Origin of the sequence: Mycoplana rhizolycopersici (assembly GCF_013378445.1) — a bacterium.
GTDB classification, from domain to species: Bacteria; Pseudomonadota; Alphaproteobacteria; order Rhizobiales; family Rhizobiaceae; genus Mycoplana; species Mycoplana rhizolycopersici.
Map to the genome: position 1 here is coordinate 185343 of NZ_JABXYK010000002.1, position 16118 is coordinate 201460.

The following is a 16118-nucleotide window of genomic DNA, read 5'->3' on the forward strand; positions in this document are numbered from 1 at the left end:
AAGGCTATACAACAATGCGGCATTGAGGGGGCTGTGGCGCATATGCCACGCTCCCTTCTTCCGCCCGCCGTATCGAGCTTGCCGATCCCGTCTGCCGGGCGTATGCCTTTGCCATGCAATGGAACGACGAGGCCATCGTGCTGGGCGTACGCCGCCACGGCGAGACATCCGTCATCGCGGAAGTGATGACGCGCAGTCATGGCCGCCATCTCGGGGTCGTCCGCTCGGGCCGCTCGCGCGCGATGCAACCGGTGCTGCAGCCCGGAAATTCGGTGGACGTAACCTGGCGGGCCCGCCTGGACGAGCATCTCGGCGAGTTCCGCATCGAGCCACTGCAACTCCGCGCCGGCCGGCTGATGGAAGCGGCGATTGCGGTGTACGGGGTGCAGGCGATGGCAGCCCTGCTGCGCTTCCTGCCGGAGCGCGATCCCCATCCTCACCTCTTCGAGATGCTGGCCGTCGTGCTCGAACATCTGCACGAGCCGGCCGATGCGGGCGAACTGGTCGTGCGCTTCGAACTCGCCGTGCTGGAGGATCTCGGTTATGGCCTCGATCTGGCGCGGTGCGCGGCGACCGGCGATACCGTTGATCTCGTCTTCGTCTCGCCGAAGTCCGGTCGAGCCGTCAGCCGCAGTGCCGGGATGCCCTGGGCCGATCGGATGCTGGCCTTGCCGGGTTTCCTCGGTGAAGCGACCGGTGCCGCTGCCGACGCACAGGCGCTCGCAGAGGGCTTTCGCCTCAGCGCCTATTTCCTGAACCGGCATGTATGCGAGCCGCGCGGACTGCAATTGTCCACCGCGCGGGAAGGCTTCGTGCAGGCGACACTGAAGGCGCTCGCAGCACGTTCTGCGGAGTTTGCTTCATGAATGTCGAAATTTACCCGGGCCTGACCGTTTCCGGCGTCGGCACGCTGCCACTCGACGTTGTTACCCGTGACGGCGGGTTGAAGGTGATGCAGGCCATGCTCGCCGGCGAACTTCCGGCACCCCCTATGGCAAAGACGCTTCGTTTCTCCCTCGCCGAGGTCGAAGAGGGTAGGGTGCTCTTCAAGGGTTTCCCGACGCACGAGCATCTCAATCCGCTCGGATCCGTGCACGGCGGCTGGACCGCGACGGTGATGGATTCGGCGCTGGGCTGCGCCGTCTTTTCGACCGTGGCGCCGGGCGAGGCCTACACGACCATCGAGTTCAAGGTGAACCTCGTCCGCCCGCTTCTTCCCGGCATGGGCGAGGTCTTTTGCGAGGGCCGCCTCGTCCATCGCGGCCGCACGATCGCGACGTCGGAGGCATGGATGCGCGATGCGAACGGCAAGCTGCTCGCCCACGGCACCGAGACCTGCGCCATCTTCCCGATCGCAAATCTGTCGCAGTAGCCGGCCTCATGCGGGATCTGCGGGGCCGGTTTCTTTAAAAGGACACACAGGTTAGGATTGTGGGCTGTGCTGCCGCCTTCATGGCAGGCAGGCGGACAATGCGGCGGGGCAACCCGCGAAGCGGAGACGAAATGGCGGAAATCCTGGCTCTGGTCGCCCTCATCCTGGCTATCACCGCGATGAATCGGAGTCGTAAGAACGCGGCGAAACTCACTGAAGAGATTCGCAAACTTCGCGACGAACTCAACCTCATGAAAGCCGATGGAGTGCTCCCGGCCCCGCCGATTGCGGCTGGCGCGGACGCTGCCCTGCCCGCACCTGCAGACGCAACAGCTGCGGACGGCGAGGCGCCGTTTGCCAGCCCCTGGTTGCAGGCGCGACAGGAGGCAGGAGGTACGGGCGAGCGTGCCCAAGGCGAGGCGGCCGGAGACGCCACGCAGGCGGTCGAGGCTCCCTCGTCGATGCCTGCTGCTGCCGCCGGCGGCGACCTCACTCCCGTTCGCGAGAGCCTCGAAAGCCGGATCGGCGCGCGCTGGGCCGTGTGGGTCGGCGGGCTGGCGCTGGCGCTCGGCGGGATCTTCATGGTGAAGTATGCAATCGAGAGCGGCGTTCTCAGCCCGGCCGTCCGCCTCTGGCTGGCCGCACTCTTCGGGCTTGCGCTCGTCGCCGTCGGCGAGGTGATCCGCCGCAGGGGGCAGCCGGTTGCGGCGCAGCCGTTCCAGAACGCGATGATCCCCGGCGTGCTGACCGCGGCCGGCGTCGTGACCTTGTTCGGCGCAACCTATGTCGCCCACGGCTTCTATGGCTTCATGGGGGCGCCCCTGACGTTCGTGCTCCTTGCGGGCATCGCGGTCGCGACCATCGGCCTGTCGCTCCTGCACGGCCAGGCGCTCGCCGGCCTCGGTCTGCTCGCCTCCATGGTGACGCCGCTTCTGGTCTCGACGGACGAGCCCGATCCGAGGCGCCTCTTTGCCTATCTCACCATTGCCTGGCTTGCCACCCTGGCGGCCTCGCGTTTCCGCCGCTGGCAGGCGGTGCCGGCGCTGGCCAATGCCGGGCTTGGGCTCTGGGCGCTGCTCTATCTGGCGGCCGCCGACAGCGTGCAGGTGCTGCCGCTGACGCTCGCTCTGATCGTCATGCTGGCCGGCGTCGCCCTGCTCTGGCCGGGCAGCCAGTCGCCGCAGGATGCGATGTCTGCCGCAAGCGTGGATGCCATCGCCGATGGCACCAGACAGCCGTCCGAGGCGGAGATCGCTACTGCCGCGCCACGGGAGGCATCCGCGATGGCTGCCGCATCCGATGGCGCAGCCATGCCGGCATCCATTCGGGTCATGGGGCGCTGGCAGCGCATCCTCGCCCCCGCCTTCATGCCCGTTTCGCTCAGTGCCGCGATAGCAGCCACCCTGCCGGCGATCGTGCTTGCCTTTCTCCATCCGCTGCCGGGTTCCGCTGCAGCGGCGTTTGCAGCACTCGCCCTGGCGCTTGCCGCCCTCGGTGCCTTCCGAGCCTGGGCGCTCTATCCGGCTGTGCTGGCCCATCTTTGCGCACTTGCAGGGACCATGGTCCTCGCAGGTCTGTCCGGACGCCTGGCGCTCGAAACGTTGATGTCGCTGCCCGGACAGCCGTCCTTTGACAGTGCCGCGCCTATCTCTGTCGCAGGTTCCGCCCCCGTCAACCTGCTGCTGCTTCTGTCCGCCGGTCTGGCGCTCGTTGGCGCTGCGGGAATACGCCTGTGGCGAGAGAAGGCCCCAGCGCACGCGGCACTCTGCAGCCTGCTCATGGCGGCGTTCCCCGTGGCAATCGCAGCCCTCAGCTTCGCCGCCTTCGGCAATCTCTCGCTCGACGTGAGGCATGGGCTGTTTGCGCTTGCCGTAGGACTTCTCTTCTTTGCCGGTGCCGAGGTGTTTTCGCGCACAATGACGGAGGAAAGGGGCCGGGTGGCGGAGCTGCCGCAATGGGCGCTGGTCTCCGGCGGCTTCGCCTTTCTCGTGCTGGCGCTCTTCGCGCTGACCGACGGGCTGGCCACGACGCTGCTCGTGACCCTTCTTGGTTTTGCGATGGTGCTTTCGACCTGCCTGCGCCCCTGGCCGGTGCTGCCGTGGGCTATGGTCGGTGCTGCACTCGTCGTTGCGGTCCGCATCGGTTGGGAGCCCACCATCGTCGGTGCGGTCAATCTGTCGAAGACGCCGCTCTTCAACCAGTTGCTGCCCGGATATGGCGGGCCGGCGCTGCTGCTTGCCCTTTCGGCCTATCTGCTCCGCGCGTGGCCGGGCGAGCGGGCGCGCAATCTCCTGCAGGCGCTCGCCTGCCTTTTCGTGCTCCTGGCCGTCGCCATCCTCGTGCGCCATGCGATGAACGGCGGGGTGCTCGACAGTGCTGCGCCGACGCTGGGCAAACAGGCGATCTATACGCTGCTTGCCGCCGGCGCGTCGGCCGTGCTGATGACGCTCGACCTGAAGTCGCCCAGTCCTGTGTTCCGCTACGGTTCGATGACGATCGGTGGGCTGTCGATGCTGTCGATCCTGTCGGCGCACTTCTTCGCGCTCAACCCCTATTTTACGGGGGAGCTGACCGGACGCTGGCCGTTCTTCAACCTGCTGCTGGTCGGCTACCTGCTGCCCGGCCTCGCCTTTGCCGGGCTGGCCTGGTATGCGCGCGGCCGGCGTCCGGCGCCCTATGTGACCCTGCTCGCGCTGACGGGGGCGGCACTGGTCTTCGCCTGGATTTCTCTTTCGGTCCGGCGCTACTGGCACGGCGAAGGCATTGCCGACTGGAAAGGTTTCCTGCAGGGCGAGACCTATACCTACTCCGTCGTCTGGCTTCTGACGGGCGTGGCACTGCTGGTGCTCGGCTTGCGCTTCGATGCCAGAAGCCTGCGTCTTGCCTCGGCGGCACTGGTGTTCGTCGCCGTGATCAAGGCGTTTCTGGTCGACATGTCCAATCTGGAAGGAATCCTTCGCGCCCTGTCCTTCATCGGTCTCGGCGCGGTGCTGATCGGTATCGGGCTGTTCTACCAGAAAATTCTCTCCGGGCGGGGCGCGCCACCGCTCGGAAACACGTCTGCGCCTCATGCGCCGACCGGCAACGCAGGCGAGAGCAGGGGGATGCTGAACGCCGAATAGCGCCCGATCGCGCCAGTTGCCGTTGGCGGTCGGAAAAGGGGGGGAAAACGCCCCGTTCCTGTCTGCTGCCAATTCGGTTAAGGAGGTAGCCGGTATCCACTTCCCCGGACGCAACCCGGAAAGGTTCAACCCATGATGGCCACGAAAGACGACGCCCCCGACATGACGGTCGCGGCCCTGAACATCCATCCCCTGAAGAGCGGCCGCGCGATCCCCATGAGCGAGGTCTCGGTCCGTCTCGACGGCTTTGCTGACGACCGGCGTTTCATGCTGACCGATCCTGCCGGGCGCTTCATCACCCAGCGCGAACTGCAGGCCCTTGCGCAGGTCGAGGCCCATCCGGTGGACGGAACGATCCGGCTGGCGATGAACGGCCGCTCGGTCGCGCCCACCTTCGATCCGTCCCGCCGCGCCGCGGTCACGGTCTGGGACAGCAGCGTCGATGCCGCTGTCGCGGACGAAAACACAAACGGTGTGCTCTCCGAATGGCTCGGCCGCGACGTGCAACTGGTGCACATGGACCAGCAGGCGAGCCGCCTGGAAGGCGAGGCGTGGGCCGGTAGGCCGGTTCCGGTCGGTTTCACCGACGGTTTCCCGGTGCTGATCACCACGACCGGATCGCTCGCCGACCTGAACCGCACGCTTGTGGCCAAGGGACAGGAGCCTGTCGGCATGGACCGCTTCCGCACCAACATCCTTATCGCGCACGATGGCGCCTGGGACGAGGATCTGTGGGAAGCCGTCGAAATCGGCGGCATCGTCTTCGATCTCGTCAAGCCGTGCTCTCGCTGCATCATGACGACGCAGGACCAGACGACGGGCGAACGCATCGGCGGCAATCCGATCCAGGGGCTGGCCGAAAAGCGCATGTCGGCCGACCGCCGCGTCGCTGGTGTTCTGTTCGGCTGGAATGCGGTGCCGCGCACGGAAGGCCGGCTGCGGCTCGGCGATACCGTAACGGTGATTGGCCAACGTCCTGAGCGCTGGCCGATGAAGGTGAGGGGCTGAACCCGATCCGGCCGACGGCCGCCTGCATATCAACGCGGCTGATCGATTGCTCAATTTAATTCACTTTTTCGCATCGATGAGGGACTCTATTTTATGGCTCCTCAAGGACGGAATGGAGCCGCCGATGTCTGCCACTACCTCGACCGATGCCGGCGCCGTACGTCGCGATCACATGCCCTGGCTCATCATCGCCGCCGGATCGATCGTCGCCATGCTGACCTTCGGCCCGCGCTCGGCGATGGGCTTTTTCCAGTTGCCGATGCTGCAGGACACCGGCTGGGACCGCACGACCTTCGGCCTGGCGATGGCGGTGCAGAACCTCTGCTGGGGACTGAGCCAACCCATCTTCGGCGCCGTGGCGGACAAATACGGCACTTGGCGCGTGCTTGCCCTGTCCGGCATCCTCTACGCATCGGGCCTGTTCCTCATGTCGCTCGGTGGCTCCGAGGCGACGCTGCATATCGGCGGCGGCGTGCTGGTCGGTCTTGGCGTCGGCTCCGGCTCCTTCGGCATCGTGCTGTCGGCATTCGCCCGGCATGTCACGCCGCAGCAGCGCTCGATGGCTTTCGGCATCGGCACCGCAGCCGGTTCGGCGGGCATGTTCCTTTTCGCGCCGCTGAGCCAGGGGCTGATCTCTGCGCTCGGCTGGTCGGACAGCCTCGTCGTTCTCGGCGCCCTGATGCTGCTCGTGCCGTTGTTCGCCATACCCCTGCGCGGCAATTCGTCGAGCGGGCGCGGCAACGAGGCGGCGTTTCAGCAGACCGTGGCGCAGGCGCTGACCGAGGCGCTCAGTCATCGCAGCTATCTGCTGCTCGTCGCCGGCTTCTTCGTCTGCGGCTATCAGGTAGCCTTCATCACCGCGCATTTCCCGGCCTATATCGGCGATATCGGCATCGATGCGCGCTACGCGGTGATTGCGCTCGCCCTGATCGGCTTCTTCAACATCATCGGCTCGCTCGCCTCCGGCGTCATAAGCCAGCACTATTCCAAGCCCTATTTCCTGGCGCTGATCTATCTCGCCCGCTCGGTGGCGGTCGCGGCCTTCCTGCTCCTGCCGCAGTCGCCGACGTCGGTGATCGTCTTCGCCATCGTCATGGGGCTGTTGTGGCTCTCGACCGTGCCGCCCACCAACGCGCTGGTGGCGATCATGTTCGGAACGCGCCATCTCGGCCTGCTCGGCGGCATCGTTTTCCTGTCGCACCAGGTCGGCTCGTTCCTGGGCGTGTGGATGGGCGGCTATCTCTACGACCACTTCGGGACCTATGATCCCGTATGGTGGTTCGGTGTCGTGCTCGGCCTCTTCGCCGCGATCGTCCATATGCCGATACGCGAACAGCCGGTAGGCCGTCCGGCGTTCGCCTGAGTTTTTACGAGGTCCGGCTGCCCGTCTTTGTGCGGGCAGCGCCTTGCAAACCGTCACAAAACTTTCTAAATCAAACGCCGCCGGCGACGCCGGTTTTATTTGGCTTCAGTTATGCTCAATATGAGCAAAATTGGAGGCCGCCTATGACGGCACAGGAGGAGGAGTGGTCATGACCCAGCTTGCTACCCGGTCGGCCGATGCCATGGAGGCTGTGCCGCAAACCGCGGCTGCGCGCTTCGGCATCGCCGAGATGCCCGATCTGACCTTCACGCCGGAGGTCGCGCGCGAGACCGAACATCTCTATGAGCGGGTCAGGAAGTTCATTCCGGCGATCGAGTGGCCGGTCTACGCCCCTTACGTGCATGCCATCAACCGGCTGAAGAAAGAGCGCGGGGCGGTAATCCTCGCCCACAACTACCAGACGCCGGAGATTTTCCATTGCGTGGCCGACATCGTCGGCGACAGCCTGCAGCTCGCCCGTGACGCGACCAGGGTCGATGCGGAGATCATCGTCCAGTGCGGCGTGCACTTCATGGCCGAGACGTCGAAGCTGCTCAATCCGGAAAAGACCGTGCTGATCCCGGATGCGAAGGCTGGCTGCTCGCTCTCCGAATCGATCACCGGCGCCGACGTGCGGCTGCTGAAGCAGCGCTATCCCGGCGTCCCCGTCGTCACCTATGTCAACACGTCCGCAGACGTGAAGGCGGAGACCGATATCTGCTGCACCTCCTCCAACGTGCTTTCGGTGGTCGAAAGCCTGGACAGCGACACCGTTCTCTGCATCCCCGACGAATATCTGGCGATGAACGTCGCCCGGCAGACGAACAAGAAGATCCTGACCTGGAAGGGCCATTGCGAGGTGCATGAGCGCTTCACCGCCGCCGAACTGCTCGCCTACAAGGAAGCCGACCCGTCTATCGAGATTATCGGCCATCCCGAGTGCCATCCCGATGTGATCGCGGTGTGCGATTTCTCCGGATCGACCGCGGGCATGATCAATTACGTCAAGGACAACCGCCCCTCCCGCGTTCTGCTCGTCACCGAATGCTCGATGGCATCGAACATTCAGGCGGAAGTGGAAGGCGTCGACTTCATCAAGCCGTGCAACCTCTGTCCGCACATGAAGCGCATCACGCTGCCGAAGATCCTCGACAGCCTTGTGTTCATGACGGAGGAGGTTCTGGTCGATCCGGCAATCGCCGACCGCGCCCGCCTCGCCGTCGAGCGGATGGTGAACCTGAAGCAGTAGCGCGGGGCGCTCGCGGCCCCGGCACGCAGTTTGGAGAGAGGGCGCGCGACAGATCATTCCCGTTTGTCCCGATCGCCCTGGCCCCTCATCCCCCTGCCGGGACATTCTCCCCGCAGACGGGGAGAAGGAGGAAGGCGGCAAGCCGATCGCTCCTCGCCCCGCTTGTGGGGAGAGGATGCCGGCAGGCAGGTGAGGGGGCGGATCAGTCGTGAGCGCCTTGGAGGAGTAGGACATGCCCATGGAAAGTTTCCGTCCGCAATCATGGAACGCCATCGATGACATCGTCATCGTCGGCGGCGGGCTCGCCGGCCTCTTCTGCGCGCTGAAGCTCAGCCCGCGCCCGGTGACGATCCTGGCGGCGGCCCCCATCGGCCATGGTGCCTCCTCGGCCTGGGCGCAGGGCGGCATCGCCGCTGCGATGAGCCCCGGCGACACGTTCGACAAGCACGTGGCCGACACGCTCGAAGCCGGTGCGGGGATTGTCGACGAGAAGATGGCGCGCTCCATGGTTTCGGAGGCGCCGGCCCGTATTCACGATCTTCTTGAATACGGCGTTCCCTTCGACCGCGACCTCGAAGGCAAGCTGCTGCTCTCGCGCGAGGCCGCGCATTCGGAGCGCCGCATCGTGCGGGTCCGTGGCGACATGGCCGGCAAGGCGATCATGGAGGCGCTGATCGCCGCCGTCCGCAAGACGCCCTCGATCCGGGTGCTGGAAGGCTACGTGGTCGAGGAACTGGTGCGTGAAGGCCGATTCATCTCCGGCGTCGTCGCCCGTCCCGATGCCGGCCAGTCGACGAAGCGGGTTCATTTTCCGGCCCGCGCCGTCGTGCTGTGCTCCGGCGGCGTCGGACATCTCTATGCCGTGACCACCAATCCCTGGGAGGCCTGCGGGCAGGGCGTCGGCATGGCAGCGCGCGCCGGCGCGATCATTGCCGATCCGGAGTTCGTCCAGTTCCACCCGACCGCGATCAATATCGGCCGCGATCCGGCGCCGCTCGCCACCGAAGCGCTGCGCGGCGACGGCGCCCATCTGGTGAATGCGGCGGGGAGGCGGTTCATGCCGGACATCCATCCCGACGGCGAACTGGCGCCCCGCGACATCGTCTCGCGCGGTGTCTTCGCCGAAGTCCAGGCCGGCCGTGGCGCCTTTCTCGACTGCACCAAGGCGGTGGGCAAGCATTTCCCGGATATGTTCCCGACCGTCTATGCGTCCTGCATGCAGGCGGGCATCGACCCGGTGAAGCAGCCGATCCCCGTCGTGCCGGCGGTGCACTATCACATGGGCGGCGTGCTGACGGATGCGGAAGGGCGCACCTCCATAGACGGTCTATGGGCCGCGGGTGAGGTGACGTCCACCGGCGTTCATGGCGCGAACCGGCTGGCCTCGAACTCGTTGCTGGAGGCTGTCGTCTTCGCCGCCCGCATCGCCGACAACATCAAGGGCATGCTGCCGGAACCGCAGCGGGTCGACTGGGGCAAGGACGCCGGCGAGAGCGACGATCCGGTGACGCTCGAGGACAGCCCGGCGCTGACGAAGCTGCGCGGACTGATGAGCGATCACGTCGGCGTCATCCGCAGCCGCGACGGCCTGAAGCAGGCAATTCGCGCGATTGCCGAGCTGGAACGCGCCAACAGCCGCATGCGCTTCCACAACATCGTGACGACGGCCAAGCTGATCGCCGTCGGTGCCTATCTGCGCGAGGAGAGCCGCGGCGGCCATTTCCGGTCGGACTTCCCCGAACAGCGCAAGGCCTGGCAGCACCGCACCTATATGACGCTCGCCGATGCGGATCGCGTGGTGTCCGAACTGCCGGAAACCGCAGCGGCGTAGCGCGCGTATGCACAGAAGGAAACAATGTCGATGACCAAGGCCAATCTCCCCGTCCTTTCGCCGCTGCTGATCGAGGATCAGGTGCGTGCCGCACTTTCCGAGGATCTCGGCCGCGCCGGCGACATCACCAGCCAGGCGACCATCGCCCCGCAGATGACCGCAAGGGCCGAGCTGAACGTGCGCGAGAGCGGTGTCGTCTGCGGCATGGATCTCGCCGCCACCGCCTTCCGGCTGATGGATCCGGCAATCGTGTTTACGGCCTTCGTCAGCGATGGCGATCGCGTCGAGCCCGATACGGTTCTCGCGCGGGTGTCGGGGCCCGCGCGTGCGGTGCTGTCGGCCGAACGCGTGGCCCTGAACTTCCTCATGCATCTTTCCGGCGTTGCCAGCTACACCGCAGCCTTCGCCGACGCGATCGCAGGGACCCGCGCGAAGGTCTGCTGCACGCGCAAGACGCTTCCGGGCCTTCGGGCGCTTGAGAAATATGCCGTGCGCATGGGCGGCGGGTCGTCGCACCGTTTCGGCCTCGATGATGCGATCCTGATCAAGGATAACCACATTGCCGTCTCCGCCGGCGTGGCCGGTGCCATACACGCCGCACGCGCCTTCGCCGGCCATCTCGTCAAGATCGAAGTGGAAGTGTCGACGCTGGAGGAACTGGAGGAGGCGCTGGAAGCCGCCCCCGACGTGATCCTGCTCGACAACATGGGGCCGGAACTGCTGCGCCGCGCAGTCGAGATCAGCCGCGATTGCGCCGGCCTTTCGGACGCGGACTATCCGGCCGATCCGCGGCGGGTGAAGCTGGAGGCCTCCGGCAACGTCAACATAAAGACGATCCGGGCGATCGCTGAGACGGGCGTCGACTATATCTCCACTTCGAAGATCACCATGGCCGCCCCCACACTCGATATCGGGCTTGATATCGCTGTCGGATAACGCTTTTCGCCGGTTTTCGGAACACGCGCCGCACGGGAGAGTTGACGTCCTGACACCACTTAGGAAGGGAAGGACGTTCGATGATCCGCAAAATCTGGCTTTCCTTGGCGGCTGCAGCACTTGTTGCAAATGTCGCCACCGCTCAGGACAGCAATACGGCGCAGGCCGATTTCCTTGGGCTCGGCGGCAGCGAGAGCGGCCGGGCGACGATGACGGAGGGCGCAGGCGGCGTGCTGTTCGAGATCGAGGTATCCGGCCTGCCGCCGCGCAAATGGGTGGCGCTGCACATTCACGAAACGGGCGCCTGCGATCCGACCTCGTCGCACGAATCCGCAGGCGGCCACTTCAATCCGGACGAGAAGGAGCACGGCTTCCTCGCCGCGAACGGTCCGCATGCCGGCGACATGCCCAACCAGTACGTCGGCGACGACGGCGTGATGCGCGCCCAGGTCTTCAACGGCATGGTGACGCTGAAGGAGGGAGACCGCAGCATCCGCGGCCGCGCCATCGTCGTCCATGCCGGCTTCGACGACTATCGCACCGGCCCCGCCGGCGGCGCCGGAGACCGTCTGGCCTGTGCAGTGATCCAGTAGATCAATCCCTGAGTGCCAGCCTTGCAGGAGGCATGCCGGCGAAGCCTGTCGGCGTGTCTATTGATTGGAGGATGTGCCGCCAACAGTCCGATTTCGGAACTGGAGTTGTTGCAGGGCTCCCCGCTTTCGAGTTGAAATTTGGCGGTCCGATCAACCGTTGACGGTGGGCGGAACAGCCAATACAGTTTGCGTTCAGGCTGCAATTTCTAGTCGCATGGACAAGGGGCGCATGGCTTTAATCAAGGGGACGGACAAGGCAGACATACTGTCGGGGACCAAAGCCAATGACAGCATCCGCGGCAAGGGTGGAGACGACGTGCTGAATGGCGGCGACGGCGACGACGACCTTCGTGGCGGCCGCGGCAACGATATCCTGAACGGCGGCCGCGGCGACGATACGCTCGTCGGTGACCAGGGTGATGATACGCTGAAGGGCGGCGCGGGCGACGACGTATACTTTATAGAGCGGGGTCGGGTCACGATCGTCGATTTCAGCGGCAGCGACCGGCTCATCATGAGCCTGGCCGAAAACCTGACGGTGCTGTCGCCGAACGAGACCACCACGCTTGCGAACGGCACGACCTTCAAGGGTATCGAAAGCCTGAACGTTAGTGTTGACGGCACCGCCGACCGCGAGATCGTCACCAATTCCGGTAATGACTACGTCAGGTTCGGTAGGCCGCGTGAATTCGACGAGGACCCCGTCGCTCCTCCAATTGAGGCCAAGGGGACAACCTATACAGTCGACCTCGGCGCGGGCGACGACTTCTTCTTCAGTTCCTACAGCAATTCCAGCCATGTCATCGACGGCGGCGGCGGTCTCGATCGGGCCGAGTTGGACTTTTTCTATGCCGAGTCCGCGCTCACCATCTCGCTTGCGGAAAAGGCTCCGGACGTCACATCGCCGGTGAGGCTGACGAACTTCGAAAGCCTCGACGTCATCGGCGGTTCAGGAGACGATACCTTTGTCGGTGGCGTGCTGTCGGACAGCCTCGCCGGCGGCGACGGCGACGATGTACTCGACGGCCGTGGGGGTGACGACTTTCTCCACGGGGACGGAGGCAACGATACGCTGGACGGGGGTAGCGGAAACGACTGGCTCTACGGGGGCGGCGGCGACGATACGCTGGCCGGCGGTGGCGGTGACGACCGGCTCGCCGGCAACGACGGGAGCGACACGATCCGGGGCGGCGCGGGCGACGACGAGATATATGGCGGTCGCAACCGCGCCGATCTCATCCGTGCCGGCGGCGGCCCCGACAGGCTCTACGGCGATGACGGAGACGACTACATCTCCGCCACCAGTGGCGACAGCGCCGACGGCGGGGCGGATATCGATCGCCTGTTCTTTACTGCCGAAGGCGACACGACATTCACGTTTACGACCGGCACCGCCTTGATCGATGCCGACACAACGGTCGCCAATTTCGAGGAGCTCTCCTGGGCCGGCGGGTCGGGGGCGGACGTAGTAACGGGCGGTGCGCGTTCTGACTTCCTGGAGGGTAACGATGGTAACGACACGCTGAAAGGCGGCCGCGGCGACGACATGCTGGCCGACGGTCGCGGCGACGACCGGCTCTCCGGTGGTGTAGGCGACGACGTCCTCGTGCGCGCCGCCGAGTATTCCGACCGCGACGGCAGTTGGACCGGCACCGACGTGTTCGACGGCGGCGCTGGTACTGATACGGTGCGTTTCGGCACCTTCGGCCTGTCCTATCACTATACCGGCCACCCGGAGGGCCCCACGGATTCCATGGAGGATCTGTTGGAGCTCTACAGCCTGCGCGATGTCCGCCAGTCCACGACCATCGACCTCGCCGCCCAGAGCAAGAATGCTGGCCTCGCCGAGGGGCTTACGCTCAAGAGCATCGAGATCATCTACGGTGCGGGCGCCAAGGACGACCTGCGGGGAGCCGATGGCGCCGATACGCTTCGCGGTCGTGGCGGCGACGACCGGCTCTATGGACGCGCCGGCAATGACAGGCTTGACGGAGGCAGCGGAAGCGACCGGCTCGACGGAGGCAGCGGAGGCGACCGGCTCGACGGAGGCGGCGGCAGCGATCGGCTGGATGGCGGTAAGGGCAATGATACGCTGACGGGCGGGCTCGGCGCCGATGATCTCCACGGCGGCACGGGCGCGGACGTGTTCGTCTTCGCCTCGATCGAGGAATCGACGTCCGGAAATTCCGGCCGCGACACGATCTTCGGCTTCGGCGGCGCGGACAGGATCGACCTGTCGGCCATCGACGCCAGCAGGAAGAGCAAGGGCGATCAGGCATTCACGTTCATCGGCGCGGAGCAGTTCTCCAAGCAGGCCGGTGAACTGCGCTACGACAAGGGCAAGTCCGGTATCTATATCCGTGCGGACGTGGATGGGGACGGCAAGTCGGATTTCTCTATCAAGCTTGACGGAGTTCATTCTCTTGTGAAGGGCGACTTCATCCTGTGAGGCTTCGCGCGACCACCCCGGCCGTGTTGCGCATCGGCTCCCGGTGATTTGCCGTTCAGCGCCCGCCGACCTTGAGGCCGGGTGCGGGCCGCTCTTCAAGGATCTGTCTGCGGAAGCGGAACAGGGCGGCGGGGCGACCGCCGGTGGCGGCGGTGGCGCCGCCAGTGGGTTCGACCAGTTCGGCTCCCTCGACCAGGCGGCGAAAATTCTGCTTGTGCAGATGCCGTCCGGAAATTGCCTCCACCGTCGCCTGCAATTCCGTCAGCGTGAACTCCACCGGCATGAGCTCGAAGATCACCGGCCGGTATTTCAGTTTTCCCCGAAGCCGCGCGACCGCAGTGGCGAGGATGCGGCGGTGGTCGTGGCGCATGGCGAGGCCGACTGCGGGCTTGCCGGCGGCGGTCCAGCCGTCGGTCACCGCCTCGCCGGCAAGGCCCGCCTCGTAGAGCAGTTCATAGCGCTCCAGGACGCGTTCCTCGTCCCAGGGGAAGTCGTCGAGGCCGAAGGCGAGGCGAAGCCGCGCCCTGCGGCCAGGGAGTGACTTGCTGTCGCCACCGGGCGCTTCCGCCCACGCGCTGAGCGTTGGGATGATCGTCTGGTCCAGCAACGCGGGCCGGCCGCTTCGCCAGTCCTCCCATGGCAGGAAGGCATACCAGTCGCGCCAGCGCGCGCCGACCGCCTCCAGCCGTTCCGTCGCCTCCGCATCCATGCGCGTCAGCCCGAGATAGCCGACGGAAACCATGTGCGTCGCAGCCTCGTTCGGGGCCTTCTGCCGCCCGCGGTCGCCAAAGGTGTAGAGCTGTTCGATATAGCCGAGCTTCAGTGCCGTCTGCGCCTCGACGCTGGCGCGAAGGCTCGTTTCGAACGTGCGGTGCCGTGTCGGGTCGAACGGGCCAAAGGGAAGGGCATCGCGCGCGCCCTCTCTGCCGCCGACCGCCAGAATGGCCGGCCCGCGGTTGTAGATCGCCACCACCACCGCATTCAGGCCGATTTCGACCGGTGGCGAGGGCGCGGGTACGATCATGGCGCGGTCCGCTCTGGCGAACTTGCCAAAACAGGCCTGATGCTGAAGGAAAAGGGCTGGTCACCTGCATAGTCCGCGCCGCGACCGATCTTCTCGACGGCCCGCACCAGCCTTCCGCCGCGCGAAAGCAGGTGATCGCCGATCGCAACGATCCGGCTGTTGGGCGTCGCCTGCCGCGAACCCTGCCGCATACGAAGCGCCAGCTCGTCCTCGTCCTGGCCCGGCTCCACGGCAAGAGTTGCGATCAATGCTGCGGCAGGCGAGCGGGAAACCCCCATCATGCAATGCACCAGAAGGGGTGCTGTACGGTCCCAGGCGCGGGCAAAGGCAATCACCGCCTCCACATGCGCCTCCTGCGGCGCGACCAGCGCACCCGTTCCGGCAAAGGTGATGTCGTTGACGCCGAGAAGAAGGTGACGGGCAGGATCGATCACCGCAGGGCGATGAAAACCCTGCTTCGGCGCCACCAGGCTGATCATCTCCCGGCAGCGGTTGCGCACGGCCATCTCGGCGATCCGCGAAAGCGGTGCGACGACGATCGAGCTCATGCCCGAAGCTCCCGTGCGCCTGCCCGTTCCGCTTCCAGTGCCTCGAAGCGCTCGGCAAACAGCCGCTGCGCCTCCACGGCCGGCACCGGAGCGATCATCAGCATTTCGACGGTGATGCCGCGTGGCTCGCCGAAGAATTTTGCAGCTTCCGTGCGGGAAAAGCCGGCAAGCTCCGTGGCCTCGAAGAAGGCGGCGATGCGATCGGCCTTCTTGATCTTGTCCTTCAGCGACCGCGGCGTTTCTGCCGGCAGGCCGAAGCGCAGTTGCACCGCCGCCTCGAGTCGCTTCTCAACCGTCTTGTAGCCGCCGCCGACGACCGCCTTGAAGGGGGAAATCATGTCGCCGATTACGTATTCGGGCGCGTCGTGCAGCAGCGCCATCAGGCATTCCTCAGGCCCGCAGCGGTTCTGCTGGCGGAAGATGGTTTCGACGATCAGGGAGTGCTGGGCAACCGAAAAGGCGTGATCGCCCGACGTCTGCCCGTTCCAGCGCGCGACGCGGGCGAGCCCGTGGGCGATATCGGACAGTTCGACGTCGAGCGGCGAGGGGTTGAGCAGATCGAGCCTGCGCCCCGAAAGCATCCGCTGCCAGGCCCGGGCCTCGGTCTTCGGCCGCGCCATGCC

At 65.8% G+C, this 16118-nt stretch carries 13 protein-coding genes; 10 read left to right on the top strand and 3 right to left on the bottom strand.

The annotated features are described in order from the left end of the window. Window positions 1–113: 113 nt before the first annotated feature. From recO to HV823_RS27010, 10 genes are all read left to right on the top strand, one after another. Window positions 114–866, top strand: a complete 753-nt coding sequence (gene recO, locus HV823_RS03370) for a DNA repair protein RecO (RefSeq protein WP_176948333.1) — start codon at window positions 114–116, stop codon at window positions 864–866. Next, window positions 863–1372: a PaaI family thioesterase gene (locus HV823_RS03375; RefSeq protein WP_176948334.1), complete on the top strand. Its 510-nt coding sequence runs from the start codon at window positions 863–865 to the stop codon at window positions 1370–1372. The genes recO and HV823_RS03375 overlap by 4 nt, the downstream gene beginning before the upstream one ends. Before the next feature lie 131 nt (window positions 1373–1503). Beyond that, window positions 1504–4494: a DUF2339 domain-containing protein gene (locus HV823_RS03380; protein ID WP_176948335.1), complete on the top strand. Its 2991-nt coding sequence runs from the start codon at window positions 1504–1506 to the stop codon at window positions 4492–4494. Window positions 4495–4656: 162 nt separating this feature from the next. After that, the gene (locus tag HV823_RS03385) at window positions 4657–5502 is read left to right on the top strand and encodes an MOSC domain-containing protein (protein WP_176948671.1); all 846 of its coding nucleotides are present in this window, start codon (window positions 4657–4659) and stop codon (window positions 5500–5502) included. A gap of 124 nt (window positions 5503–5626) precedes the next feature. After that, window positions 5627–6865: an MFS transporter gene (locus HV823_RS03390; RefSeq protein WP_176948336.1), complete on the top strand. Its 1239-nt coding sequence runs from the start codon at window positions 5627–5629 to the stop codon at window positions 6863–6865. 169 nt (window positions 6866–7034) lie between these two features. After that, window positions 7035–8114 (top strand): quinolinate synthase NadA, encoded by a 1080-nt coding sequence (gene nadA, locus HV823_RS03395; RefSeq protein ID WP_176948337.1) that lies wholly within the window; start codon window positions 7035–7037, stop codon window positions 8112–8114. A gap of 232 nt (window positions 8115–8346) precedes the next feature. Then, entirely contained in the window at window positions 8347–9945 is a 1599-nt protein-coding gene (locus HV823_RS03400; RefSeq protein ID WP_176948338.1) for an L-aspartate oxidase, read from the top strand. Between the two features lie 30 nt (window positions 9946–9975). Then, window positions 9976–10881, top strand: coding sequence for a carboxylating nicotinate-nucleotide diphosphorylase (nadC, locus tag HV823_RS03405; RefSeq protein WP_176948672.1), 906 nt, complete (start codon window positions 9976–9978; stop codon window positions 10879–10881). An 80-nt stretch (window positions 10882–10961) separates the two neighbouring features. Continuing rightward, window positions 10962–11474 (top strand): superoxide dismutase family protein, encoded by a 513-nt coding sequence (locus HV823_RS03410; RefSeq protein WP_176948339.1) that lies wholly within the window; start codon window positions 10962–10964, stop codon window positions 11472–11474. Window positions 11475–11703: 229 nt separating this feature from the next. Beyond that, window positions 11704–13923 carry a calcium-binding protein gene (locus tag HV823_RS27010; protein ID WP_176948340.1) on the top strand — a complete coding sequence of 740 codons (2220 nt, stop codon included), beginning with the start codon at window positions 11704–11706 and terminating at the stop codon, window positions 13921–13923. A 55-nt stretch (window positions 13924–13978) separates the two neighbouring features. Here HV823_RS27010 and HV823_RS03420 read toward each other — a convergent pair whose 3' ends face one another. From HV823_RS03420 to HV823_RS03430, 3 genes are read right to left on the bottom strand one after another with little or no spacing between them, the layout of a single operon-like run. Beyond that, on the bottom strand, window positions 13979–14947 hold the full coding sequence (locus HV823_RS03420) for an NUDIX hydrolase (RefSeq protein WP_176948341.1): 969 nt from the start codon (window positions 14945–14947) through the stop codon (window positions 13979–13981). Then, window positions 14944–15495, bottom strand: coding sequence for a tyrosine phosphatase family protein (locus HV823_RS03425; protein ID WP_176948342.1), 552 nt, complete (start codon window positions 15493–15495; stop codon window positions 14944–14946). Before HV823_RS03425 ends, HV823_RS03420 begins: the two co-directional genes overlap by 4 nt. Further along, window positions 15492–16115: a YfbR-like 5'-deoxynucleotidase gene (locus HV823_RS03430; RefSeq protein WP_176948673.1), complete on the bottom strand. Its 624-nt coding sequence runs from the start codon at window positions 16113–16115 to the stop codon at window positions 15492–15494. Before HV823_RS03430 ends, HV823_RS03425 begins: the two co-directional genes overlap by 4 nt. Between the last annotated feature and the right edge of the window lie 3 nt (window positions 16116–16118).